A 24,203-nucleotide genomic window follows, 5' to 3' on the forward strand; every position below is an offset into this window, starting at 1 on the left:
TTGGCAGGTTTGGGGCCGCTTCGCGGCCCAGCGGGAGCAAGCTCCCTCGCCACGGATTTGTCGATTGCCTTAAGTGAGCAGCATTAGGCCCCTGAGCCGCGTTCTTTCCACCTGATCGTTACTGGGAATTGGTTTCAGTAGCCGTCGTCGGTTTGACTGCTGGCTTCTTCGCCGGCTCGGCCTTTTTCACCGGTGCCTTGGTCGGCGCTTTTTTAGCCGGGGTCTTGGCAGCTGGTTTTTTCGCCGCCGGTTTGGCCGTTGCTTTCTTGGTTGGCTCAACTTTCGTCGGAGCAGGCGCTGGTGGTTCCACCGGTGCGGGTGCTGGGACGGGTGCCGGCGCAGGCGTTGGAGCAGGCGCTACCGGCTCCGGTGCCTTGACCGGCTCCGGCTTCTTCTCGTCATCCGAGCCACCGAACAGGTTGCTGAAGAAGTTGCCCTTCTTCGCCGCCACGGCACCGGCAGCTGCCGCCGTTGCAGCCGGCGCGACCTTGGCCGGTTCAAACGACTTGCCCGCCGCCAGGTCTTCAACCTGGCTGGCGGCCCGCTGGCCGCTGCGCAATGCGCCTTCCAGGGTGCCCGGGTACAAGGTGTCGGTGTGTTCGCCGGCAAAGGCTACACGCTGCAATGGTTTTTCCCACAGGCGCCAGTATTTGCTGATCTGGCCCGGACCAAAGGCCAGGTACGCGCCGCCCATGGAAGGGTCGGTGCTGTAGCGACGAATCTCATAACCGGTGAACGCGCCACGGGCCTGGGGATAAAACGCGTGCAGACGGATCAGTACCTGGTCGACCATCTGCTTGTCGCCGAAAGCCTGCATCACCCGGGCGTTGTCGCCCGACAGGTTGATGACCACGTTGGCGCCGCCCTTCATGGCCGGCTCGATCCACATCATGCCCAGGCCAGTGTTGCTGTAGATCTCGCCAGACATGCGCGCCTTGCTGTCCCAGACCGGGGTCTTGAACTTGAGCATGATCTGGTCGCGCCAGCCGTAGTTGGTGCCCTTGATCGCGCCTTGATGCTGGGCATCCAGGGCCGGGGTCAACTGGATCTTGTTCAGCGCCCGCAGCGGCACCGCCAGCACCACGTAGTCAGCCTGATAGCCAACGGCGCCAACCTTGACGGTCACCCCGTCCTTGTCCTGGGAAATGGCCGACACGGGCGAATTGGTCTTGATGGTTTTCAGTTGCTTGACGAACGCCTGGGCCAGGGTCGGGCTGCCACCCAACAGGCGCGAGGCCCGCAGGTCGCGGTCGGACACGCCACGATAGACGCGGTTCTGCTGGGCGAAATACAGCAGCGACAGACGCGAAGGCTCGTCGTAACGGGTGCGAATCTCCTGGTTCACCAACTGCCGCGCCGTGGCCGGCAGTTGCAGACGGTCGAGCCAGTTGGACACGGTGATCTGGTCCAGCGCGTGCAATGTGTTGTTGGCCGCCGGATTCTGCGGGTCTTCGATGGAGCGCGCCAGTTCGTCCAGGGTGGTTTCGTAGCGCTTGAGGGCTTCAGCCGTGGCCGGCTGTTTGGTCGCCAGGTCCGCAGCGGTGAAGTAGGTGCCGTCGATCAAGTAGCTGGGGGTGCGCACGAATTCCGGGGCCGGCGTGGTGCTCAGCTTGAAGGTCGAGACGTACTTGTTCAGCACCGGCTGCGTCTTCTCATTGCCGATCCACTCGCTGGTGGCCATGCCCGAACGACCGCCCAGGCTCGGCTTGGCTTCCAGCAGGGTCACGGCCCAGCCTTTGTTCTGCAGCTCATAGGCCGCCGTGAGTCCCGCCAGGCCGCCGCCGATGACGATGGCCGTCGGTTGCTTGTCCTTGGCCAGCGCCGAAACGCTGGACAGCCCTATCATCACCAGCGCACAGGCGCGCAGCCAACCAGCAGACATTCAACGAACTCCGGAGTAAACGTAGGTAATTTCAGTTTTTCGAGCCAGACAGCTCAGAAGAGCCGGGAAGAATACGTCAGCCATCAAAGCGCCGCCAGCGACGTCTATCGCCTCGCTCAAAGTCGCCGCAATGACACAATGGGTTGTCCCCGGGGCCGCCATTGCATAGGCTTGCGCGATTGTTTTGCCCGCGCCCGCCGCGAGCCGCCTCGAGGAGACTGTTAATGGGCCTGAATAACCAGTGGATGCAACGCGACCTCGCGGTGCTGTGGCATCCCTGCACCCAGATGAAAGATCACGAACAGCTGCCGCTGATCCCCATCAGGCGCGGTGAAGGCGTGTGGCTGGAAGATTTCGAAGGCAAGCGCTATCTCGATGCCGTCAGCTCCTGGTGGGTCAACGTGTTCGGCCACGCCAACCCGCGCATCAACCAGCGGATCAAGGATCAGGTCGATCAGCTGGAACACGTGATCCTGGCTGGATTCAGCCATCAACCGGTGATCGAACTGTCCGAACGCTTGGTGAAGATGACGCCCGAAGGCCTGACCCGGTGCTTCTACGCCGATAACGGCTCGTCCTGCATCGAAGTGGCGATGAAGATGAGCTTCCACTACTGGATCAATCGCGGTCGGCCGGACAAGAAGCGCTTCGTCACCCTGAGCAACAGTTACCACGGCGAAACCATCGCGGCGATGTCGGTGGGCGATGTGCCGTTGTTCACTGAAACCTACAAGGCGTTGCTGCTGGACACGATCAAGGTGCCGAGCCCCGATTGCTACCACCGCCCTGAAGGCATGGGTTGGGAAGAACATTCGCGCAACCTGTTCGCGGCCATGGAACAGACCCTGGCCGAGCACCACGACACGGTGGCGGCAGTGATCGTCGAACCGCTGATCCAGGGCGCCGGCGGCATGCGCATGTACCACCCGGTGTACCTGAAGTTGCTGCGCGAGGCTTGCGATCGCTATGGCGTGCACCTGATCCACGACGAAATCGCCGTCGGCTTTGGCCGTACCGGGACGATGTTCGCCTGTGAGCAGGCCGGCATCACGCCGGATTTCCTCTGCCTGTCCAAGGCCCTGACCGGCGGCTACCTGCCGCTGGCCGCGTGCGTGACCACCGACGAGGTCTACAGCGCGTTCTACGATGACTACCCGACCCTGCGCGCCTTCCTGCACTCCCACAGCTACACCGGTAACCCGCTGGCCTGCGCGGCGGCCCTGGCGACACTGGATATCTTCGAGGACGACAACGTCATCGAAAACAACCAGGCCCTGGCCCAGCGCATGGCGAGCACCACCGCGCACCTGGCCGATCACCCGAACGTCGCCGAAGTGCGCCAGACTGGCATGGTGCTGGCCATCGAGATGGTCAAGGACAAGGCCAGCAAAACCGCTTATCCGTGGCAGGAACGGCGCGGCCTGAGTGTGTTCCAGCATGCCTTGGAGCGTGGTGCCTTGCTGCGCCCACTGGGCAGCGTGGTGTATTTCCTGCCGCCGTATGTCATCACCCCGGAGCAGATCGATTTCCTGGCCGAAGTGGCCAGCGAAGGCATCGACATCGCCACCCGGGACAAGGTCAGCGTGGCGGTACCGAAGGACTTTCATCCCGGTTATCGCGACCCGGGCTGACAACAAGTCTCTCTGTGGCGAGGGAGCTTGCTCCCGCTGGGCTGCGCAGCGGCCCTAAAGAAGAGCGGGCGCTGCGCACTGGAGCGCCAGCCCGGCCGAGCGGGAGCAAGCTCCCTCGCCACAAAAGCTCCCTTGCAGCACTGCCGAATTCAGATTCAATAGAGAACAAAACATGAGACTGTCCCGCTTCTTCATCGACGCGCCCCTGAGCCTCGGCGACCACGAACTGCCCGAGGCCCAGGCCCACTACATCGGCCGTGTGCTGCGCATGGCCGAAGGCGATGCGGTGCAGGTGTTCGACGGCTCGGGCCAGGAGTTTCGCGGCACCCTGGCCGAAGTCGGCAAGAAACGCGTGCGGGTGCAATTGGACGAGCAGTTCGCCGGGCAACCTGAATCGCCGTTGCGCATCCACCTCGGCCAGGGCCTGTCCCGGGGCGAGCGCATGGATTGGGCGATCCAGAAAGCCACGGAGCTGGGGGTCAGCGAGATCACGCCGATTTTCAGCGAACGCTGCGAAGTGCGCCTCAAGGACGAGCGCGCCGACAAGCGCCTGCTGCACTGGCGCCAGGTGGCAATCAGTGCCTGTGAGCAATGCGGGCGCTCGAGCGTGCCGATCATCCACCCGCCCCTGCTGCTGGCCGACTGGCTGAAGCAGACCGAGGCCGAGCTCAAACTGGTGCTGCATCCGGTGGCCGAGCCGCTGGCCAGCCATGACAAACCGTCGACACTGGCGTTCCTGATTGGTCCTGAAGGCGGTTTGTCGGACGCCGAAGTCGAACAGGCCAAGACCGCCGGCTACCATGCCGCCCGCCTCGGCCCTCGCGTGCTGCGCACCGAAACCGCGCCGGTGGTGGCGCTGGCGGTGGCGCAGCAGTTGTGGGGGGATTTCTAAGCCGCCGCAGGTCCCACATTGAATCCAGGTTGCTCAGGGGTTAGAGCACATAAAACAGAATCGCCACGAAGTGCAGCAGGCTGCCGGCGATCACGAACAGGTGCCAGATGCCATGGGCGTGGCGCAGCCGATGGTCGAGGGCGAAGAAGATAATGCCCACGGTGTACAACACGCCGCCCGAGGCCAGCCAGACAAACCCGGCGCTGCCCAGGGCCGCCAGCAGCGGCTTGACCGCCACCAGCACGATCCAGCCCATCACCGCGTAGATGACGATCGACAGGATCCGCGCTTCGGAGCGTGGCTTGATCTCCTGCAGTATCCCTATCAGCGCCAGCCCCCAGACGATCCCGAACAAGGTCCAGCCCCACGGCCCGCGCAGGGTCACCAGGCAGAACGGGGTGTAGCTGCCGGCGATCAGCAGGTAGATCGAAAAGTGATCGACCTTCTGCATGATCGCTTTTTTGCGCCCGCGCACGCTGTGGTAAACCGTCGAAGCGCTGTACAGCACCAGCAGGGTGAACCCGTAGATCGCCACACTGACGATCTTCCACGGATCGCCCGCCATCCCGGCAATCACCAGCAACCACACCGCCCCGATAAAAGCCGCCACCGCCCCGACCAAGTGCGTCCAGGCATTGAGTCGTTCTCCGTGATACATCCAGTCCCACCTCACATTCCAGAGCAGACGCCAAGGCTCAGGCCTGGCGCTGCAAAGTGCAATGGTTTGCTTGCAGCCTGCCAATACTCAAGTGCAGTGAGGTTTCAGTGGCGAGGGAGCTTGCTCCCGCTGGGCTGCGAAGCGGCCCCAAAAAGAGCGGGCGCTGCGCACTGGAGCGCCAGCCCGGCCGCGCGGGAGCAAGCTCCCTCGCCACAGATTAGTGTTCCGCCACTGGATATTCATCACAGCTAAATCCCCTCGCTACAAAGGCCAATTGGGGCACAATCGGGCGATACGAATAAGAGCCCACCCCATGCTGATCGACGAAGAATTGACCCTGAAGAAACTCGAGGTGTTCCTGGCCTTCATGCGCACCGGCAACCTGGCGCGGGCGGCAGCCGAGTTGCAGACCAGCAATGTCAGTGTGCACCGGGCCATTCACTCGCTGGAGAGCGCCCTGCGCTGCCCGTTGTTCAAGCACGAAGGCCGCAACCTCACGCCGCTGGAAAGCGCTTACGTGCTGGAAGAGCGGGCGCAGAAGCTGATCCAGGACGTGGTCGAAAGCGTACGCCTGACCCGCGAAGCCGCTGGTTTCTCCGCCGAACGCTTCAAGCTCGGCTCGCTGTATTCGTTGACGGTCAAGACCGTGCCGCAACTGATCATGGGCCTGAAAATCCGTCGCAGCGAGCTCAATATCGACCTGATCCTGGGCTCGAACATCGACCTGCTCTACAAGCTCAAGAACATGGAAGTGGACGCGATCCTGATCTCCCTGGACGACAGCGTTAACGACCCGGACTGTGAGCATATCGAGCTGTTTTGCGATGACATCTTCCTCGCCACGCCGGCCGACTCACCCTTTGCCCGGCGCAGCGAGGTCGATCTGGCCGAGGTGCGCGACGAGACGTTCATCACCCTGACCCAGGGTTTTGCCACGCACCAGGACGGTATCCGGGTGTTCAAGCAGGCGGGGTTCGAACCGAAGGTGGCAATGCAGGTCAACGACATCTTCACCCTGCTGAGCATGGTCAGCTCCGGGGTGGGCTACGCGTTGCTGCCGGGACGAATTGCGGCGGTGTATGAAAACCGGGTGAAATTGATCCCGTTGCAGGAAAGGTATCGGCTACAACAGCGCATTGGCGTGGTGTTCCTGAAGGCCAAGGAGCGTGATCCGAATCTGCTGGCGCTGTTGGCTGAGTGCCGGATGTATGCCAACCGCCAGGCCTGAAACCTTATTGTGGCGAGGGAGCTTGCTCCCGCTCGGGTGCGTAGCACCCGCTCTTTTGGGGCTGCTGCGCAGCCCAGCGGGAGCAAGCTCCCTCGCCACAAAAAGCAGTCGCCGATTAACCGACAATCCCACGAACAATGAAGTACAACAACGAAGGCCCGAGCAAGCACCCTAGCCCGGTGTGGAAGGTCGCCGTCAACGCACCATAGGGCACCAGCCGCCGATCCGTCGCCGCCAAGCCTGCCGTCACCCCACTCACCGTCCCGGCCAGGCCGCCAAACACCATGGCCGAACGCGGGTTATCCAGGCCCATCCAGCGTGCCGCCATGGGCGTGCCGACCATCACGATGATCGCCTTGATCAACCCGGTGGCAATCGACAGTGCCATGACATCCGACGTCGCGCCAATCGCCGCCCCGGTTACCGGCCCGACGATGTACGTCACCGCCCCCGCGCCAATGGTGGTCATGCTCACCGCGTCGCGGTAACCGAACACCCAGGCGATGCTCGCACCGACGATGAACGGCAGGATCGTCCCCAGCAACAACGCGATGGCTCCGATCAACCCGGCCTTCTTCGCTTCGGTGGCCTGCACTTCGAACGCCGTGGCAACGATGGCGAAGTCACGCAGCATGGCCCCGCCCATCAAGCCAATGCCGGAAAACAGCGACAGATCCGCCAGGCCTTTCTGCCCGCCGGTCATGGTTCCGCCGACCCAGGCCAGTACCAGGCCGATGACGATGGCGATCGCCGAGCCGTGGACCCGGCCATAGGTCAGGCGCTTGGACAACACCACCGACACCCACATGATCACGCCCACGAACGCGAACGCCGTGATCAGACCGTTATGTTCCAGGCCTTTCTCGATGAGATCCCACATATCAGCGGCCTCCTACAGGGGTGCCGAGCGGCGTGAGTTCAGCCGGTTCATCGGGCAAGGGTTCGCCTTTGTGGGTCCGACTGATCAGCGCAATGGTGCAACCGCAAAGCACCACCGAACCAATCGCCGCCAGCACCGCCACCGGGCCACCGTGCAGGGCCGTGACCACGTTCTGTTGCGCGGCCATCGCGACCACCACCGGAATGTACATGGCGCCCCAGAAGGCGACGCCCATCTCGCAGTCCTTGGTCATGCCGCCGCGCTTTTGTGTCCATAACCGCGCGCAGATCAGCAGGATCATGGCAATGCCGACCCCGCCCACGTTGGATTTGACACCCAGCAACACCCCGAGCATGTCGCCCAGGATCACCCCTGTCAGCGTACAGATCGCCAACAGCGCCACACCGTAAATAATCATTGTCGTAGTCCTCAAAGTGCATCGTCGAAGTTGTTGTTTTTGTGCTTCGCCAGCTTGAGTCGGTGGTTTAGGGTTGGCGGTTTCCCTCCTCACGCAACAGCGCCTGCAAGGTGTCGAGCCGGGCGCCGTCGAAAGCCATGACAGTGCCCTGCTCGAATACCCGGCGCGCCAGGGCGGTCAGCACCGCACCGGGCGGCAGTTCGATCTGTAGTCGCACGCCTCGCTCGTAGGCGCTTTGCACGGTGCCGCGCCAATCCACCACACGGCACATGTTGAACGCCAGGTCGTCGCGCAAAGCCTCGGTGTCGATCAGCGGTCGCGCGCGGCTACCGCTGAGATAACCCAAGGCCGGTGCCTTCAACGACACGTCGGCAAATGCCTGGGCCAATGCCCGGGCCGGTGCTTCCAGCAACGGACAATGGGACGGCACGCTCACCGCCAGTCGACAGGCCTTCCCGGCGCCCAGGCTGCGCGCCTGCCTGGCAACGTTGTTCATGGCCTCATCGTTGCCAGCGATGACCACCTGGTTATCCGCGTTGATGTTGGCCAGGTAGACCGGAGTGTGGTCGCTGTGCACCTGCGCCAGCAATGCCTCCACTGCCGCGAGGTCGAGGCCGATGATCGCGGTCATGCCATAGCCTTGCGGATACGCCTGCTGCATCAATTCGCCCCGCAAGCTGACCAGCCGCAAAGCATCCTCGAATCCCAGCGCCCCGGCCACCACCGCCGCCGGATAAGCACCGATGGACAGTCCCGCCACGTAGTCCGGGGCAGGTGCCTGCTCCAGCAGTTGACGGGCCGCCGCCACACCGGCGATCAACAAACACAGCTGCACGGCGCGGGTCGACTGCAAGGCCTCGGCGCTGTCCAGTTGCAACACGTCCTCACCGAGCACGTCAGCCGCCTCGTCGAGGACTTGCGGCGCCAGGCCCTGGAGCATGCCCGCGCGCTGCGCACCCTGGCCGGGAAAGACGAAGAGGCTGCTCACGCGACTTGCTCCAATGAAGGCTGCCAAGGATCGCTCACCAGCCGTGCCTGCACGTCGTCCTTGAGCAAGACCCGCCGCGACGAACCCGCCCACTCGCGCAAGGCGACGGCACCGCAGGGTGTTTGCAACTGCATATCCACGGCACAAACCGAGGCATCCAGTTGCGCCAGCAATTCCCCGGCCTGGAGACGATCGAGAAAATGCGGCACCCGCAGAATCAAATCCAGGTCGCTGCGTTCATGCAGCGCCTCGATACCCGTGGCGAGCTCGAACCCGGCGCTGCCGCTGACGCCCCAGGTCCAGCCACTGGCATCGAGCAGCGGACGCAGGCGGGACAGTGCTTGCAGGGCTGGCAAGTCGCGAGTCGAGGCAACGTGACAAAGGTCTTCTGGCATGACGCGACGGGCAATCGCCGCGATCGCCATCGAGGTTGCATAACGCTGCTCGCGCAAGCGCCCGCGCACGCCGACCGCGATTTGATCCGGTGCCGTCAGTGCGCGCCGAACCACCACCGGTTGACCGGCGGTGATCGACTCGACTACCCATGTTGGCGCATCCGCAGCCAACTGCTCCGGAGTCAGCCCCCAGAGCAGGTCATGGGCCAGATACGTACTCACCACTGCTCTCTCAGCAGTTGGCGAACCCGGCTCGACGCGATGCGGTTGTACGCCCCCAGACGGCCGCTCAGATCACGCGGCCCCGCCTCGACATCTTCAATCGCCTGGAGCAGACAATCCGTTACCCGCGTCAGATCCTCCGCCAAGGGCTGTTCGATTTGCTCCACCGACAAAATTTCCCATAACAACCCCAGGCTGGCAAAGCTGTCGATGTCATAGGCCATCGGCGGCACGCTGGCGGCCAGGGCTTCAAGCTCCTCGACGCTGCGCAGGGTCACCCGCGCCGCCGAGGCCTTGCCCATGGCGTGGACCATCACCCCGGGATCGCGCAGCGCAATCAGGCGGTTGGCCTGGTAGCCGTGGGCCAGAAACGCTCCGGACATCGCCTTGCCCACCAACAAACCGATCACCGGATGCCCGGCCAATCGTGCGCGGGCATAGCTGTCCGCTGCACCGGCCAAGGCCTGATGAATACCGAGGGCTTCTTCGCGCCGGCCATAGGCTTGGCTCGGCACATCGACAACGGCGATCAACGCACGCTTGTGGGATGCATCACGGTCGGCGTCGATGGCATCGTCCACGGCCTTGGCCAGGCCCCAACCCTCGAGCAAACCCACCTCGCCGTTGCGGGCACGGGGAAAACGACTGTCGGGATCCGCCACCACCGCCAGCAGGCGCACGTGTTGCCCGCCCAGCATGACGTCCGCGACCTTCAACGAAGCAGGCAAGCTTTCCAACGGTTTGGCGCCGCCGCTCAAGGCCTCGAACCAGCGCAAGCCTCTCAATGAATACGAGTTCATGGGCGTTCTCCCTGATACAGCTGACGAACCGTGGCCGGCTCGATTTGCACTTCAGTGTCCAAACGGGCCAGGCGTTGCAGGAACAGCTCGGCCTGGCCGCTGCGGTGTTGCGCGGGAACGCCCAGGTGCAGCAATTGGCTGACCTGCTGGCGGATCCGCGCCACATCATCGGCGACATAACGGTCCACCAGTCCACTGACGAAACGTTGCTCGCCGCCGGTCAGGCTCCAAATGAACGGCCGGTCGCGGGAGTCGTATTCGTCGATCCCGGCCTCCTGTTCGATCACTTGTGGGCCGTTAAGGCCCAGCCGCGCTTCCTGGGTCACCAGCAGATAACTGCACAGCCCGGCGGCGATGGACATGCCTCCGAAACAGCCGACGCTGCCAGCCACCACGCCGACCACCGGCTGGTATTGGCGCAGGTCGACGATCGCCGAATGAATCTCGGCAATCGCCGCCAACCCGAGGTTGGCTTCCTGCAAACGCACGCCGCCGGTTTCCAGCAGCAACACCGCGCGGGTCGGGATGCCTTTGCGATTGTCCTCGGCGGCCAGTTCCAGCGCACCGGCAATCTTCGCCCCGCCGACTTCACCGAGGCTGCCGCCCTGGAACGCGCCTTCGATGGCGGCGATCACCACGGGCAGGCCATCGAGGCTGCCTTTGGCGATCACCACACCGTCGTCGCTTTGCGGCACCACGCCCTGGCGCAGCAGCCAGGGCGACATGATCCGCTGGAAGGGATCGAGCAGTTCGCGAAAAGTGCCGTCATCGAGCAAGGCCTTGGCCCGCTGCCGGGCGCCGAGTTCGACGAAGCTGTGCTTGTTGAGCAACGCTGCACTGTCAGTCATGGCCGATCTCCTCGAAGCCTTGCTCCAGGCGCAAACGCACCACGCCGGGGGTGGCGCCGAAATCGTGGATGTCGATAGACAAGGCCGGCGGCGTCTGGCCGTCGAACATGCGGGCGAACAGGTGCTGCCAGCGTTGCTCGCTGCCGTTGACCGAGGTCTGTACCTGGATGGTCAACTTGCCCGCCAGGCCGGGTTCGATCAGCACTTCCAGGTCGCCCGAGCCGACGCAGCCCACCAGCGCCCGCCCTCGTGGCGGCTGCCCGGCGGGGAATTCAAAGGATAAGGTTTCCATCAGCACACTCCAGGGAAGAGGCCATCGCCGCGTTCGATACGATCGAGGAACAGGCAGGCGGCGAGCAGGTCGGCAGCGCCGCCAGGCGAGGCATTCAAGGCAATCAGTTGTTGGTCCAGCGCGTGCAACTGGCGGCGTCCGCCCAGGCTGGCACTGCCACCGGCATCGAGCACCGCCTTGGCGCCCAACTGCATAGCCTGCAAACCGGGTTCGCCAGCACGGTAGAGCACGCAGGTATCGGCCAGGGTGGTCATGATCGCCAGCAAGGCATCGAGCCGGGCGTTCTGCTCGCCCGCCCCCGCCGCGCGGCTGCGCTTGAGTTGCGGCAGGCCGAGGCCAGTCACCGCCGGGAACGCCAGTTGCGCTTCTTCCCGGGCACCGCGTACGCCGTAGCGCTGAGCCACCTGGGCACCATGGCTCAAGGGCTGGGGCGCATAGCGGTCGTTGAGCAAGGCCAGGCGCGCAGCCCTCAGGGTGACTGCGCCTGGAGCATTGGATTCAGGCTCCAGCGCCGTCGCCGCCACGAGCAAGCCCAAGGCCCAGATCGCGCCACGGTGGGTGTTCACGCCGCCGGTGGTGGCAAGCATCGCGGCTTCACCTTCACGGCCGATCCGGCCGAGGGCTTCGCGCAATGGCAGGCCGATTTCGCCACAATCAAGAGCGGTTTCGGCCATGGCCTTGAACGCGGGCCACAGCGACAGCGCCGAGGCGTGCATCAGGCCCAGGTGCAGATCGGTGTGGGCGCCGTTGCCGCGCCGGTCCACCAGGGCGGGTTTGGGCGACAGGTCGGCCTCGTCGATCAGCGCATCCACCGCCATGTCCGCCAGACGTTCGGCCAAGGACAGTTTTTTCGGTTGCAGGTTAAAGGCGTGCATTTACCAGCTCCTGAACTTGGCGGGCGGGTTGTAGAGGCCACCGGACCACTCCACCAGATCGGCCACGCTCTTGGCCGCGAGCAACTCGCGGGTGGCGTCGGTGCGACGGATGCCGAGGTCTTCCGGCAAAGCGATCAACCCTTCGCGGCGCATGCGCGCGGTGTCTTTCGGGTCATGGCGCAGGCCAATGGCAGTGACGCCGGCCACAGCCGCGATCATCGCCTGGCGCTCTTCCAGGGAGCGGGCCTTGTACAGGTAGGCGATGCCCTCTTCGGTGAGCAAATGGGTGACGTCATCGCCGTAGATCATGATCGGCGCCAGGGGCATGCCGGCTTTCTTCGCCACGTCCACCGCGTCGAGAGTCTCGACGAAGGTCGGTTTGCCGCCCTCCTGGAACGTCTCGACCATCTGCACCACCAGCTTCTTACCGCGTTCGAGCAACGGCGCCTCGCCATCGCCATGGCGCATGTCGAGCCAGGCCGGCGTGCCGTGGCGGCGACCGCGTGGGTCGTGGCCCATGTTCGGTGCCCCACCGAAGCCGGCCAGTCGGCCACGGGTCACGGTGGAGGAATGGCCGTCGCCGTCCACTTGCAGGGTGGCGCCGATGAACAGGTCCACCGCATATTGCCCGGCCAGTTGGCAAACCATGCGATTGGAACGCAGCGAGCCATCGCGACCGGTGAAAAACACATCTGGTCGCGCGGCGATATAGTTTTCCATGCCCAACTCAGTGCCAAAACAATGCACGCTTTCGACCCAGCCGCTTTCAATAGCCGGGATCAGGGTCGGGTGTGGATTGAGGGTCCAGTTGCGGCAGATCTTGCCCTTCAGGCCAAGGGATTCACCGTAGGTCGGCAGGATCAGTTCGATGGCGGCGGTGTTGAAACCGATGCCGTGGTTGAGGGATTGAACGTTGTGTTTTTCGTAGATCCCGCGGATCGCCATCATCGCCATCAGCACATGCACAGGCTTGATGTGGCGCGGGTCACGGGTGAACAGCGGCTCGATGTAGAACGGCTTGTCGGCCACCACCACGAAATCGACCCAGGACGCCGGAATGTCGACTCGCGGCAGGTCACTGACGTCGTCCACCAACTGGTTGACCTGGACAATGACGATACCGTCACTGAAGGCCGCCGGTTCGATCAGCGCCGGCGTGTCTTCGGTGCTGGGACCGGTGTAGATATTGCCGGCACGGTCGGCCATGAAACCGGCCGAGAGCACCACGTTGGGAATCAGGTCCACCACCAGGCGGGCATAGAGTTCGATGTAGGTGTGGATCGCGCCGATTTCCAGCAGGCCGTCTTCCAGCAATTGGCTGATGCGCAGGCTCTGGGTGCCGGCGAAGGAGAAGTCGAGCTTGCGGGCGATGCCGCGTTCGAACAGGTCCAGGTGCTCGGACCGGCCGACGCTGGGCATGATCATGTGTAAATCGTGCAACTTCGAAGGATCGACTTTCGCCAGCGAGCGCGAGAGAAAGTCCGCCTGCTTCTGGTTATTGCCCTCCAGCACCACGCGGTCGCCGGGCAGGATCAACGCTTCCAGCGCTGTAACGATCTTGTCGGTGGGCAACACCACACCGTCGGCAAGCCCCTTCACCAGTTCGAGACGCCGCTGCTTTTCGCTGCGTCGCCGCGTCCAGCGCGAGTCGGGGGATATTGTTGTTGTCATGACCACTCCACGGGTTCGCTGTCGTGGGGGTTACCTTAGGAGGGTCGTGGCAGGCGCATCAATCAAGCTCAGCGGTGGATCGTTACGGTTGGAGTAATGGTGGGATGGACACACCGCCCTGTGTGGCGAGGGAGCTTGCTCCCGCTGGCCTGCGAAGCAGGCCCCTGTGTATTTCAGGCAGACCGCATTGCCGGGTTCGCGGCTGCTACGCAGCCGAGCGGGAGCAAGCTCCCTCGCCACAGGGTTATTGGTAGGCCGGTTAATCACGGCGCAACGATGCCCCGTGTGGGAGCGAGCCTGCTCGCGATGGCGGCGGCTCTGCTCGCATCAATGCAGAATGTGCCGCCGCCTTCGCGGGCAAGCCCACATTGGAATTGAGTACACGCGGGCGGAACAGGTCGGCTATAAGGCCGCCTCGCGATGGACGTTGATTTCGGCGCCCCGTTAACCACGCTGGCCGAACGCAGGCATTGTGGAGTGGGCATCCCGGCATGGATGCCGGGATAGCCGCGCTGGGCCATGGATGGCCCTTCGCGGCGGGCCCACGGAGCAATGCCGGAGTGAGGGCATGCCGAGCCCTAGCGAGGCACCGAGTGGTGGGGCATAAAGCGTTTTGCTTACTTTTGCGCTTCTCAAAAGTGAGTCGCCGTCAGGGCGGAACCCTAAGTGGCCGTTACCGCAGAAATGGATATGCACCCGGTCAACGACTATCAGGCCACCTCGCGGGCAAGCTCATTGGAACTTCGTATGTCTCAGGATTTGTGCTGCCGAACCAATCCCGCAGCCACCACCAACTCCTCCAACGCCAACAAATCCGGCACCTTCGCTACATGCTCCCCCACCTGCACCGCCGCCTGCTCCAACCCGCACAGCGGCACGTCGACGTAGCTCAGTTGAGTGTCGAGCTTGTAGGAGCGTGGGATGCCCTGCACCAACAGTGCGATGAACCTCAGCTCCGGCCGCCCGCCCAGGGCGTTGAGGACGACGATGCGCACTCGTTCGCCAATCACGGTTTTCTGGCCACAGGCCGATTCGAAGCTCAGCAGCGGGATCTGCCGTTCGCGCCAGCTCACCCACCCCAGAAACCACGGCGGGGTGTCCATGTCGAAGGCGCTGCTCTGATAGTCGATCAACTCGGCCACGGCCACGTTGGGCAGGATCAGGTGGCGGTCGGCCAGTGGCAGCAGCAGGCCGGTGAGGTGGTCGGTACGCGAGTGGTGCAGGTCATGCATGGGTCTTGCTCCAGTGGGCGATGCTGTCGAGCAGCACCGATTCCTGGTACGGCTTGCCCAGGTAGTCGTTGACGCCGATGGCCATGGCACGGTCGCGGTGTTTCTGGCCGGTGCGGGAGGTGATCATGATGATCGGCAGGTGCGCCAGGCGCGGGTCGTTGCGCACTTGCGTGGCCACTTCGAAGCCGTCCATGCGCGGCATCTCGATGTCCAGCAGCATCAGGTCCGGGGCGTGCTCGGCCAGCAGCGCCATGGCATCCACGCCATCCTTGGCAGTCAGGACGTGCATGCCATGGCGCTCCAGCAGGCGACTGGTGACCTTGCGCACGGTCACTGAGTCGTCCACCACCAGCACCAGCAGCGGCCGTTGCGGTTCGCCCTCGCCTTCTACCGGCACTTGGCGGCGCGGCACCTGGTGGGGCAAGGCGCGGATCGGCGCCAGCAGGTCGAGAATCAACACCACCCGGCCGTCCCCCAGGATCGTCGCCCCGGACAGGCCCTGTACCGCCGAGAACTGCGGACCGAGGCTCTTGACCACAATCTCTCGGGTCCCGGCGGTAGCGTCCACCTGCACCGCAACATGCCGCTCGTTGCACTGCACCAGCAGCACCGGCAAGGGCTGGCTCTGGCCCAGCAGTTTCGGCCGGGCGCCGGTTTTCAGCAGCTCACCGAGGTAGCACAACTCGTAACGCTGCCCGGCGTAGGTGTAGGTTGGCGGATCGAGCTGGTAATGGCCGTCCAGTTCGGCGGGCAACACCCGGACAATGCTTTCGATGGTGTTCAGCGGGATCGCGTACTGGTCTTCGTGACAGTGCACCATCAACGCCCGGTTAACCGCCACGGTAAACGGCAGGCGAATGCGGAAATGCACGCCCTGCCCCGGCGTGGAATCGATGACCATGCTGCCGCCCAATTGCCGCACCTCTTCGTGGACCACGTCCATGCCGACGCCACGCCCAGAGATCTGGGTGATTTTCTCGGCAGTGGAAAACCCTGGTTGCAAGATGAACTGCAGCACGTCGCGATCGCTGATGTCGCTGTCCGGCGCCAGCAAACCACGCTTGATCGCCTTGCTGCGCACCGCCTCCAGCGGCACGCCGGCGCCGTCGTCGCGGATGTCGAAAATGATGTCGCCGCCTTCCCGGGACAGGTCGAGGCTGATACGTCCTCGTGCCGGCTTGCCGGCGGCAATGCGCACGTCGGCCGGCTCCAGGCCGTGGTCGACGGCGTTGCGCAGCATATGTTCAAGAGGGGCAGCCATGCGCTCCAGCACGTTACGGTCCATCTCGCCGTCGGCGTTGCCGACCAGGAATTCCACGTCCTTGCCCAACTCCTGCGCCACTTGCCGGACAATGCGCTTGAGCCGCGGCAACATGCGCTCGAAGGGCACCATGCGCGTACGCATCAGGCCTTCCTGGAGCTCGGTGTTGATACGTCCCTGCTGTTGCAACAGGACCTCGGCATCGTGATTGCTGCGATCAAGGGTTTCCTTGAGCTCAAGCAAGTCCGAGGCGGACTCGAACAGTGCCCGGGACAACTGCTGCAACTGGGAATGGCGGTCCATCTCCAGCGGGTCGAACTCTTCATAGCCCAGGCGCTCGGCCTCGACCTGTTGCCGGCTGAGAATCCGCCCCTGGGTTTCGGTATCCAGGCGTCGCAGTTGATCGCGCATGCGCTCGATGGTGGTTTCCATTTCGCCCAGGGCCACGCGCGCGTCGTTGACCTGCTGTTCGATACGGCCACGGAAGATCGACGTTTCGCCCGCCAGGTTCACCAGGTCGTCGAGCAGCTCGGCGGAGACCTTGACCATGTCCGCACCGTCGCCCGCCGCGCCGGGGTCCGGTCGTGCAGGCGCCGCGGGTGGGCTGACGATGGGAGCGGGCACCGGCTCCGGCGCCGAGACAGCCTGCGGCGCGGCATTCTCCTGGGGATGATTCACCGCCTGGATCTGTGCAATCAGCCGGTCGGCCAGCGGGCACGGGTGGCCGGCGCGCACAGCGTCGAGCATCTGCGCCAGTCGGTCATGGCTGCTTTGCAACAAGGTGAACAGCGCCGGGGTCGGCTGAAGCAGACCCGCCGACAGGCCTTCGTAGAGGTTTTCCAACTCGTGGGCCAGGTCGCCGATGGGGACGATTTCCACCATGCGCGCACCGCCCTTGAGGGTGTGCAAATCCCGTAGCAAGGTTTCCACGGCCTGGCGATTCGACGGTTCTTCCTGCCAGCGCAGCAGCGCCGCGCCCGAACTGTCGAGGATGTCGAAGCCTTCCTCAAGGAAGATTTCCAGCAACTCGGGATCATGGCCGGCGCCGTCGGCCTGGGCCGCTGCGCTCGTCTCGATGGCGTTCGGCTTGTCCTGGCGAAACCGTCGAATGGCGTCGATCAGCGCAACGGGATCGCCCAACGGCTGGCCCTGCTGCAACTGCCCGAGCAACAGGTCGAGGCGTTCATGACTGCTGGCGAGCAGTTGCGCCAGCTCCTCGCTGTAGCTGTAGCGCCGGTCCACCAGCCCTTCGTAAAGGTTTTCCAACTCCTGGGCCAGGTCGCTCACCGGCCGGATGTCGGCCATTCGCGCACCGCCCTTGAGGGTGTGCAAGTCACGTTGCAGCGAGGACAGCGGCGCGCCGTTATCCGGATCGGCCAACCAGCGTTGCAAGGCTTGTGCGGCGCTTTCGAGGATGTCTTGGGCTTCCTCGAGGAAAATCGCCACGAGGTCATCTCCCATCGAGGTATCGACGGGCGCGTCACGCTCCATTTCCGCCGTCGCGTGGCTCAGTTCGCGGATGCTCAGGGTGCGGCTGCCGTCGCTGCGGATCAGACCGGTGGCCGACGGGTCGAGGCTCTCCTGGAGCAGGCGGCGCAAGGCTTGTACCCGCGCCGGCTGCGGATGCACATGCTGCCCGGCCGCGAGCTCATCGAGCATGTCGATCAGCGCTTCATGGGCGCGCTGGGCCTCCTGGAAAAATTCATTGCTGACCGCCAGGCTGCTTTCCTCTACCGCACCGTAGAGGTCAAGCAAGGCTTCGCAGAGTTCGTCCACCGGGTGCAAGTCGGCCAAGTGCGCGCCTTCGCCGAGGGTGGTCAGCTCATCGAGCAGCGCACTCAGTTCCTGGCCTTCGCCGGGGTGCTGCTGCCAGCGCTGCAAAAGGCTTTCGGCGTCCAGCAAAATGTCCATGCCCTGGGCGAGGAAATTGTTGATCAGTTGTGGGTCGCGCTTGGTTCGCAGCACTTTGTCTGGCGCGTTGTTGGCGGCGTGCAGACGCTCGGCCAGCAGGGCCTGGGCACGCAGGATCAGATCCTCGGCCCCGGGAATCGCCGCCAGCGGCTCGCTGTGCAACTGGCGCAAGCCCCGGCGCAGCAGCCCTTCGGCTTCCAGCAGCAATTCGACTTCATCCAAGTCGAGGGCAATCAGATGCACCCGGTATTCCCGGGCCAGCTCATCCATCGCCCCCGCCAGTTCGGCGATCGGCAACACGCCGGCCATCGAAGCGCTGCCCTTGAGCGTATGCAAGGCCCGCTGCAATTCATCACTGGCCTGCAAGGGCAAGTGGTCGGCCGACTGATCGAGAAAGCGATTGAGGCTGGCGAGGTGGCCCTGGGCTTCGTTGTCGAAGATCTTCAACAGCAGCGGATCGAGAGCGGCCACGTCCTGCTCGTCTTCATCCTCCTCATCGCCGCCCTTGGCCAGGACATGGGCGCGGGCGGCCAAGCGGTCGACGTCGTCGCGCTGGCGCTGGTGATTGGCCGCGAATTCGGCCACCAGGGCCGGCAACAACTGCACCGTGTCTTCAACCAACTGGCGGACCGAGGCCTGCGGCTCGACGCTGCGCTCCAGGACCCGGTTGAGCAGGTTTTCCACGGCCCAGGCCAGTTCACCCAGCACCAGCGCCCGGACCATCCGGCCGCTGCCCTTGAGGGTATGGAAGGCCCGGCGCAGTTCGCTCAGCGCGCCATGGTCGTCGGGATGCGCACTCCAGCGCGGCAGGTATTCACGCAGGACGTCCAACACCTCGCCGGTTTCCTCGAGGAAGACCTCGCGCAACTCGTCGTCCACCGGACGTTCATCCAACGGTGGCGGCAACAGGCTGCCCGGGGTGCTCCTGGCCGGCGGATTGACCGCCGAGATCGGGCTGGCCAGCACCTCGGCCAAGGATTGCACCGTCTGCGGGTCATCCAGTTCCTGCAAGTCCTGCATGACCTGGGCTTCGTTTGGGCTCAACACATCGTCGAGCACCGGCACCCGCGCTTCGTCAGGGAAATAACCGAGCGCAGCCAAGCTCCGCTCGACCCCATTGAGCAACGGCTCGCCGGAGGTTTCCGGGTCCTCGCTCAAGCGCTCCAGGTAGTATTCGAGGCCGGTGATCACGTCGGCCAGGTGGTCGAGTTCTTCCCACCCCGGCTGGGCCTGGTCCAGCAACAGGTGGTCGCGGATGAACGCGTTGCAGGCCTCCACCAGGCTGGCGGCACGGCTCAGGGGAATCATCGCCAGCGCGCCGCGCACCTGGGTCAGCAACGCCGGCAAGGGTTGCAGTTGCTCGCTGTTCCAGTCCGCGTCGATGTAGTCGACGATCATGTCCTTGGCCTGTTGCAGGCAGGTGTGGGCTTCCTTGATGACGATCTGGTGGATCTGGGTCAGGTCAGTGGTGGGCAGGTGGGTGTCTTCGCGACTCTCGGGCTCGACGGTGCCGACCATGCCGGCCAGGGTCGCCTCGACATAGAGCAAGGCTCCGGCGACGTCCATGAGGGTCGCGTCATCCGGCTCGCGCTGGCCCTGAGCGAGGCTCAGGACCACCGCCAGTTGATCGATGATGACCTTGCGCGGCTGGCCGAAACCGAGCACCGCCAAGGTGTCGGCGATCTGCCGCAACGGCGCCAACAGGCTGTCCAGTTCCGAGGCATGCTGGCGGTCACTGCGCACGAACAGGTCCAGGCGCTCCTTGACCCGTACCAACTCCTCGCACAGCGCGGCAAGCACCGAGCGCATGGCATCGCGGTCGGGCCCGGCCAGGCGCGCGCGTTCTTCGTCGACCATGGCGCTGTCGGGCAGCGCGTCGTCCAGTGAGTAGCGTTCTTTCATGATCTGCATCTGCCCGCTGGGATGTTCGGCCTTGGCAATATAGAACAACAAGCTCTTGAGCAGGTGGGGCGGTGCCGGCTGATTGATGCCAGGCATGCCTTGGTCCAGCAGGCGCTTGAGTTCCTTGTCGGCTTCCTTGAACAGGCTGCGCAGCGCCGGGCTGTTGGCGATACGCCCGTCGCACATGCCTTCGACCAGCGCCGAGGCCACCTGCCATAACGCATTGAGCGGCGCCCCAGCGCACAAGGTTTCCAGGCGGTGGAAGACCTTGGCTAGGTAACCCAGGTGGGTCGCGTCATCCTGTTCGCGCAACAGGCCCACCAGGGCCATTTGCAGGGTCTGGCGCAGTTTGCGCAAGGTGTTTGGCAGGTCCGCGGGTCCGAGGCGCTGCAACGCCTCGTCGCTGAGCGGCGCGATATCGGGCAACTCGGGGCTGAACAGGCTGGTTTCCGACAACAGGCTCTCGCCCCGGGCACTGCGCAGGTCGTTGATCAAGGGCAGCACTACCAGCGGCAGGTCGCGACGGGCACCTTGTACGCGGTCCAGGTAGATCGGCAACTGCCCCAGGGCCTGGCTCAACAGGCTGATGGCTTCGTCGCGATGGGTGACGCGGTTGTCCTGCAGGGCGGCGCACAGCTGCTCCATCTCCTCGGCCAGCAGCGCCGCACCGTAGAACTCGACCATCTGCAGGCCGCCGTGGACCTGGTGAATGCAGGCCAGGCATTGCCCGAGGGCGTCCGACGCCTGCGGATCGTCCACCAAGCGGTTGAGGGCCAGATGAGCCTGCTTCAGCGTTTCGGCAATCTCGCCCTTGACCCATTCCAGGGCCACATAGTCGTGCCGATCACCCATAACCACTCCAAATCAACAGTCGTATGCCTGTGGTACGGCCCAGAACCCCGTGGCGAGGGAGCTTGCTCCCGCTTGAGTGCGCAGCGCTCACAAAATATTCGGGGCGGCTGCGCCACCCAGCGGGAGCAAGCTCCCTCGCCACAAAAGCGCCCTTGCCACAGGTACATTCCCTCCCAACAGGTCAGTCACCCTTTTTCCTCATCGCCAGCCGCTGCCGCCGCCGGCAAGGTAAAACCCGACACCGAACGGCGCAGCTGGCTGGCCATTTTCGCCAGGTTGCCAATGCTCTCGGCAGTGGCGGTGGAACCGGATGAGGTCTGCGAGGTGATCTGCTGGATCACGTTCATGGTCAAGGAAATCTGCCCCGCCGAGGTGGTCTGTTGCTGCGCAGCGTTGGAGATGCTCTGGATCAGCGCCGCCAGGGTCTTGGACACGCCTTCGATTTCTTCCAGGGCGACGCCGGCGTCCTGGGCCAGTCGCGCACCGCGCACCACTTCGGTGGTGGTCTGCTCCATGGAAATCACCGCCTCGTTGGTGTCGGCCTGGATCGCCCGCACCAGGGTCTCGATTTGCCGGGTCGCCGCCGAAGAGCGCTCGGCCAAGCGCTGCACTTCATCGGCCACCACCGCGAACCCGCGCCCGGCATCACCGGCCATGGACGCCTGGATGGCGGCGTTGAGTGCCAGGATGTTGGTCTGGTCAGCGATGTCGTCGATCAGGCTGACAATGTCGCCAATTTCCTGGGATGACTCACCCAGGCGCTTGATGCGCTTGGCGGTGTCCTGGATCTGTTCGCGAATGTTGTCCATGCCGTGAATGGTGTTGTGCACCACCTCGTTGCCCTTGTTGGCAATTTCCACCGACCGCTCGGCCACCGCCGACGACTCGGCGGCATTGGCCGACACCTGGTCGATGGACTGGGCCATTTCATTAATTGAAGTCGAAGCTTCGGAAATCTGCTGGGCCTGGTGCTCGGAGGCCTGGGCCAGGTGCATCGCCGTGGCCTGGGTTTCCTGCACCGCAGCGGCGACCTGGCCGGCGGTCAGGTTGATGGTCGCCACCAGGTCGCGCAGTTGATCCACCGAATAGTTGATGGAATCGGCGATGGTGCCGGTGAAGTCCTCGGTGACCGAGGCCGTGACGGTCAGGTCGCCATCGGCCAGGTCTTCGATTTCATCCAGCAACCGCATGATCGCGTTCTGGTTGCGTTCGTTCTTTTGTGCGGTTTCGTGCAACTGGCGGTTGGTTTCGCGGACCATCACCAGGCCAATCAGGATGATCGACATCAGCGCCAGCAAACCCAGCACATAGCCGCCGATGGTATTGATGGACCGCCCGCCGGCGAGATTTTCGAAGGCCGTGGCCAGGTGCGAAGCCTCGTCGAGCAGGGTCTGCGACAGGTTGAAGATGTTGCCGGCCGATTCGCGGACCTTGAACAGCTCCGGGGAAGTTTCGAGGATTTCGTCCACCGAGCCGGAAACGAACTCGAAGAGCTCGCTGATTTCGCTCAGGCGTGCCCGGGCATCGCGGTCCTGGACCTGGGATATCTTCAGGGCCGGGTCACCTTGCAACATGCCATTGAGCACCTGGCCAAAACGCGCGGCGTCGCGACCGAAGGTGTCGGCGGCCTGGCTGGCGTTTTCGTCCCCCGCCAGCACGGTATTCACCGCGCCGAGAATCCGTTCGGCCAGCAACGACTGGCGCTGGGCCATGGCCACCTGGGCGGCCGGCGCGCCGCGTTGCAGCAGGATCTCGACGACTTTTTCGTACTCGACCTGCAACTGCGGCACGGTTTCGGCCAGGGTCGCCGCCACCTGGTGCAGCGACAGCACGGTCTGTTCGCTGGAGAGGATGGCATCGGTGTTCTTGAGCAGGCGCTCCCAATCCAACTGCACGGCGCGCATCTGCGGGCGCAGGGTGGCGGGCGCCGGGGGCAGGCCGGTCACCGGGTCGCCCTGTTTCAGGTAGCCCCAGCGCTGGGCGAAGTCATTGCGCGCATCGCTCAGCAGCTTGAATGCCGCGGGTTTGCCGGCGGCGGCCTCGGTGGCGTTCTTGGCGATGCGCTGGGACAGTACCCGCAGCTCACCGGCATGGCCGATGTACTGCTTGTCGTAGGAGGACTGGGTGTTGAGGTAAGCGAAGTTGGCGAACAGCAGCATGATGAAGACGATCAGCGCGACGAACAGCACGATGATCTGCGAACGACTGCGCGACGCTTCCAGTGGCTTGCCTGTTTTTACTTTGATCATCGGTTCTCGCCTGTACTGCCCAATCCAACCCAGTCACCGCCGACCCAATGTGGGAGCGAGCTCGTTCGCGATAGCATTGGATCAGTCAGCCGTGATTTAGCTGACCCACCGCAATCGCGAGCGAGCTCGCTCCCACAAGGGGCCTGCGCTGCACCTCGTTAAATCGCCACATCCATGAACCCCGCCGACCGCGCCAGGGCAAACGGGCTGAACACTTGCCACTCGCGCTCGCCGCCAAACCGCCCCTTGACGAAGGCCGCTTCCGGGCCGTCAAGGTCGTCCACCAGCGTCGGTTCCAGGCTTTCCTGGGCAAAATGCTGCAGCCCAAGCACCTCGTCCACCAACAACCCGGCGAACACCTCGTCGTGATCCACCACCAACACGCGCCGCTGCTTGCGCACGGTCGACAGCTCGTGGCCAAAGAACCCGCACAAGTCCATCAACGGCAACAAGCGCCCGCGCAGGTTAGCCACTCCACGCACCCACGGCTTGACCCCGGGCAAATGCGTGTGACGTGGTTCGTGCAGCACTTCGCTGACTTCGCCCATCGGCGCCACGTACCAGTGCTCGCCCAAGCGAAAGCCGATGCCGCTCCAACCGGCGCGATGGGCCGGCTGGGAGGGCAGGTCCGCCCCCAGCAACCGGCAGCGCCGGTCGATCTGCAGCAGCAGTTCGAATGCAGTCAGGGATTGGCTCATGGCCGTGCCGTCAACCCGCCAGCACTTTGTTCAGGGTCGCGATCAGGGTTTCTTCGTCCACCGGTTTGGTCAGGTAGTCCCTCGCACCTTGGCGCGTGCCCCAGACCTTGTCGGTGTCCTGGTCCTTGGTGGTGATGATGATCACGGGGATGTGGCCGGTGTCCGGGTCCTTGGTCAGCTGGCGCGTGGCCTGGAAACCGTTGAGGCCGGGCATGACGATGTCCATCAGCACCGCATCGGGTTTTTCCTGGCGGGCCAGGGCCACGCCATCGGCGCCATTCTCAGCCTTCAGGACCTGATGGCCGTGCTTTTCCAGCATGCCGGTCAGTTTGTACATTTCAGTCGGCGAATCATCGACGATCAGAACTCGTGCCATGGTGTTCCCCATTTTCTTGTTGACCCCTGGCCCGTTGGCCAA

At 64.0% G+C, this 24,203-nt stretch carries 19 protein-coding genes; 3 read left to right on the top strand and 16 right to left on the bottom strand.

From position 1 onward, the window contains the following. Positions 1-118: 118 nt before the first annotated feature. Positions 119-1,882 carry a flavin monoamine oxidase family protein gene (locus V7773_RS13645; RefSeq protein WP_336073879.1) on the bottom strand — a complete coding sequence of 588 codons (1,764 nt, stop codon included), beginning with the start codon at positions 1,880-1,882 and terminating at the stop codon, positions 119-121. Between the two features lie 224 nt (positions 1,883-2,106). On the opposite strand from V7773_RS13645, the gene V7773_RS13650 reads away from it, so the two are divergent. After that, the gene (locus V7773_RS13650; protein WP_336073880.1) at positions 2,107-3,513 is read left to right on the top strand and encodes an adenosylmethionine--8-amino-7-oxononanoate transaminase; all 1,407 of its coding nucleotides are present in this window, start codon (positions 2,107-2,109) and stop codon (positions 3,511-3,513) included. A gap of 172 nt (positions 3,514-3,685) precedes the next feature. Continuing rightward, positions 3,686-4,405, top strand: a complete 720-nt coding sequence (locus V7773_RS13655) for a 16S rRNA (uracil(1498)-N(3))-methyltransferase (protein ID WP_092150727.1) — start codon at positions 3,686-3,688, stop codon at positions 4,403-4,405. Between the two features lie 40 nt (positions 4,406-4,445). On the opposite strand, the gene trhA is transcribed toward V7773_RS13655, so the two are convergent. After that, positions 4,446-5,063, bottom strand: a complete 618-nt coding sequence (trhA, locus tag V7773_RS13660) for a PAQR family membrane homeostasis protein TrhA (protein ID WP_336073881.1) — start codon at positions 5,061-5,063, stop codon at positions 4,446-4,448. A 313-nt stretch (positions 5,064-5,376) separates the two neighbouring features. On the opposite strand from trhA, the gene V7773_RS13665 reads away from it, so the two are divergent. Further along, on the top strand, positions 5,377-6,291 hold the full coding sequence (locus tag V7773_RS13665; protein WP_092150724.1) for a LysR family transcriptional regulator: 915 nt from the start codon (positions 5,377-5,379) through the stop codon (positions 6,289-6,291). 115 nt (positions 6,292-6,406) lie between these two features. On the opposite strand, the gene madM is transcribed toward V7773_RS13665, so the two are convergent. From madM to pilH, 14 genes are all read right to left on the bottom strand, one after another. Beyond that, positions 6,407-7,171 carry a malonate transporter subunit MadM gene (madM, locus tag V7773_RS13670; RefSeq protein WP_336073882.1) on the bottom strand — a complete coding sequence of 255 codons (765 nt, stop codon included), beginning with the start codon at positions 7,169-7,171 and terminating at the stop codon, positions 6,407-6,409. A 1-nt stretch (position 7,172) separates the two neighbouring features. After that, positions 7,173-7,589: a malonate transporter subunit MadL gene (madL, locus tag V7773_RS13675; protein ID WP_063323980.1), complete on the bottom strand. Its 417-nt coding sequence runs from the start codon at positions 7,587-7,589 to the stop codon at positions 7,173-7,175. Positions 7,590-7,656: 67 nt separating this feature from the next. Beyond that, positions 7,657-8,577, bottom strand: a complete 921-nt coding sequence (mdcH, locus tag V7773_RS13680) for a malonate decarboxylase subunit epsilon (protein ID WP_336073883.1) — start codon at positions 8,575-8,577, stop codon at positions 7,657-7,659. After that, complete coding sequence (locus tag V7773_RS13685) at positions 8,574-9,194, bottom strand: malonate decarboxylase holo-ACP synthase (protein ID WP_092463746.1); 621 nt, start codon at positions 9,192-9,194, stop codon at positions 8,574-8,576. Before V7773_RS13685 ends, mdcH begins: the two co-directional genes overlap by 4 nt. Continuing rightward, positions 9,191-9,994: a biotin-independent malonate decarboxylase subunit gamma gene (gene mdcE / locus V7773_RS13690; protein WP_336073884.1), complete on the bottom strand. Its 804-nt coding sequence runs from the start codon at positions 9,992-9,994 to the stop codon at positions 9,191-9,193. Before mdcE ends, V7773_RS13685 begins: the two co-directional genes overlap by 4 nt. Further along, a complete protein-coding gene (locus V7773_RS13695) occupies positions 9,991-10,842 on the bottom strand; it encodes a biotin-independent malonate decarboxylase subunit beta (protein WP_336073886.1) in 852 nt (283 codons plus the stop codon). Before V7773_RS13695 ends, mdcE begins: the two co-directional genes overlap by 4 nt. Further along, positions 10,835-11,134 carry a malonate decarboxylase subunit delta gene (locus V7773_RS13700; protein WP_003206454.1) on the bottom strand — a complete coding sequence of 100 codons (300 nt, stop codon included), beginning with the start codon at positions 11,132-11,134 and terminating at the stop codon, positions 10,835-10,837. Before V7773_RS13700 ends, V7773_RS13695 begins: the two co-directional genes overlap by 8 nt. Further along, positions 11,134-12,009, bottom strand: coding sequence for a triphosphoribosyl-dephospho-CoA synthase (locus V7773_RS13705; protein ID WP_092345242.1), 876 nt, complete (start codon positions 12,007-12,009; stop codon positions 11,134-11,136). The genes V7773_RS13700 and V7773_RS13705 overlap by 1 nt, the downstream gene beginning before the upstream one ends. Further along, positions 12,010-13,680: a malonate decarboxylase subunit alpha gene (gene mdcA, locus V7773_RS13710; RefSeq protein WP_336073888.1), complete on the bottom strand. Its 1,671-nt coding sequence runs from the start codon at positions 13,678-13,680 to the stop codon at positions 12,010-12,012. 752 nt (positions 13,681-14,432) lie between these two features. Continuing rightward, a complete protein-coding gene (locus V7773_RS13715; protein ID WP_072346234.1) occupies positions 14,433-14,912 on the bottom strand; it encodes a chemotaxis protein CheW in 480 nt (159 codons plus the stop codon). After that, positions 14,905-20,838 carry an Hpt domain-containing protein gene (locus V7773_RS13720; RefSeq protein WP_336073889.1) on the bottom strand — a complete coding sequence of 1,978 codons (5,934 nt, stop codon included), beginning with the start codon at positions 20,836-20,838 and terminating at the stop codon, positions 14,905-14,907. The genes V7773_RS13715 and V7773_RS13720 overlap by 8 nt, the downstream gene beginning before the upstream one ends. Positions 20,839-21,023: 185 nt before the next feature. Next, a complete protein-coding gene (locus tag V7773_RS13725) occupies positions 21,024-23,087 on the bottom strand; it encodes a methyl-accepting chemotaxis protein (protein ID WP_336073890.1) in 2,064 nt (687 codons plus the stop codon). Between the two features lie 158 nt (positions 23,088-23,245). Beyond that, positions 23,246-23,785, bottom strand: a complete 540-nt coding sequence (locus tag V7773_RS13730; RefSeq protein ID WP_336073891.1) for a chemotaxis protein CheW — start codon at positions 23,783-23,785, stop codon at positions 23,246-23,248. Between the two features lie 10 nt (positions 23,786-23,795). After that, positions 23,796-24,161, bottom strand: a complete 366-nt coding sequence (gene pilH, locus V7773_RS13735) for a twitching motility response regulator PilH (protein ID WP_063325209.1) — start codon at positions 24,159-24,161, stop codon at positions 23,796-23,798. Between the last annotated feature and the right edge of the window lie 42 nt (positions 24,162-24,203).

Source organism: Pseudomonas sp. 3JA (assembly GCF_036961705.1).
Taxonomy (GTDB): domain Bacteria; phylum Pseudomonadota; class Gammaproteobacteria; order Pseudomonadales; family Pseudomonadaceae; genus Aquipseudomonas; species Aquipseudomonas fluorescens_Q.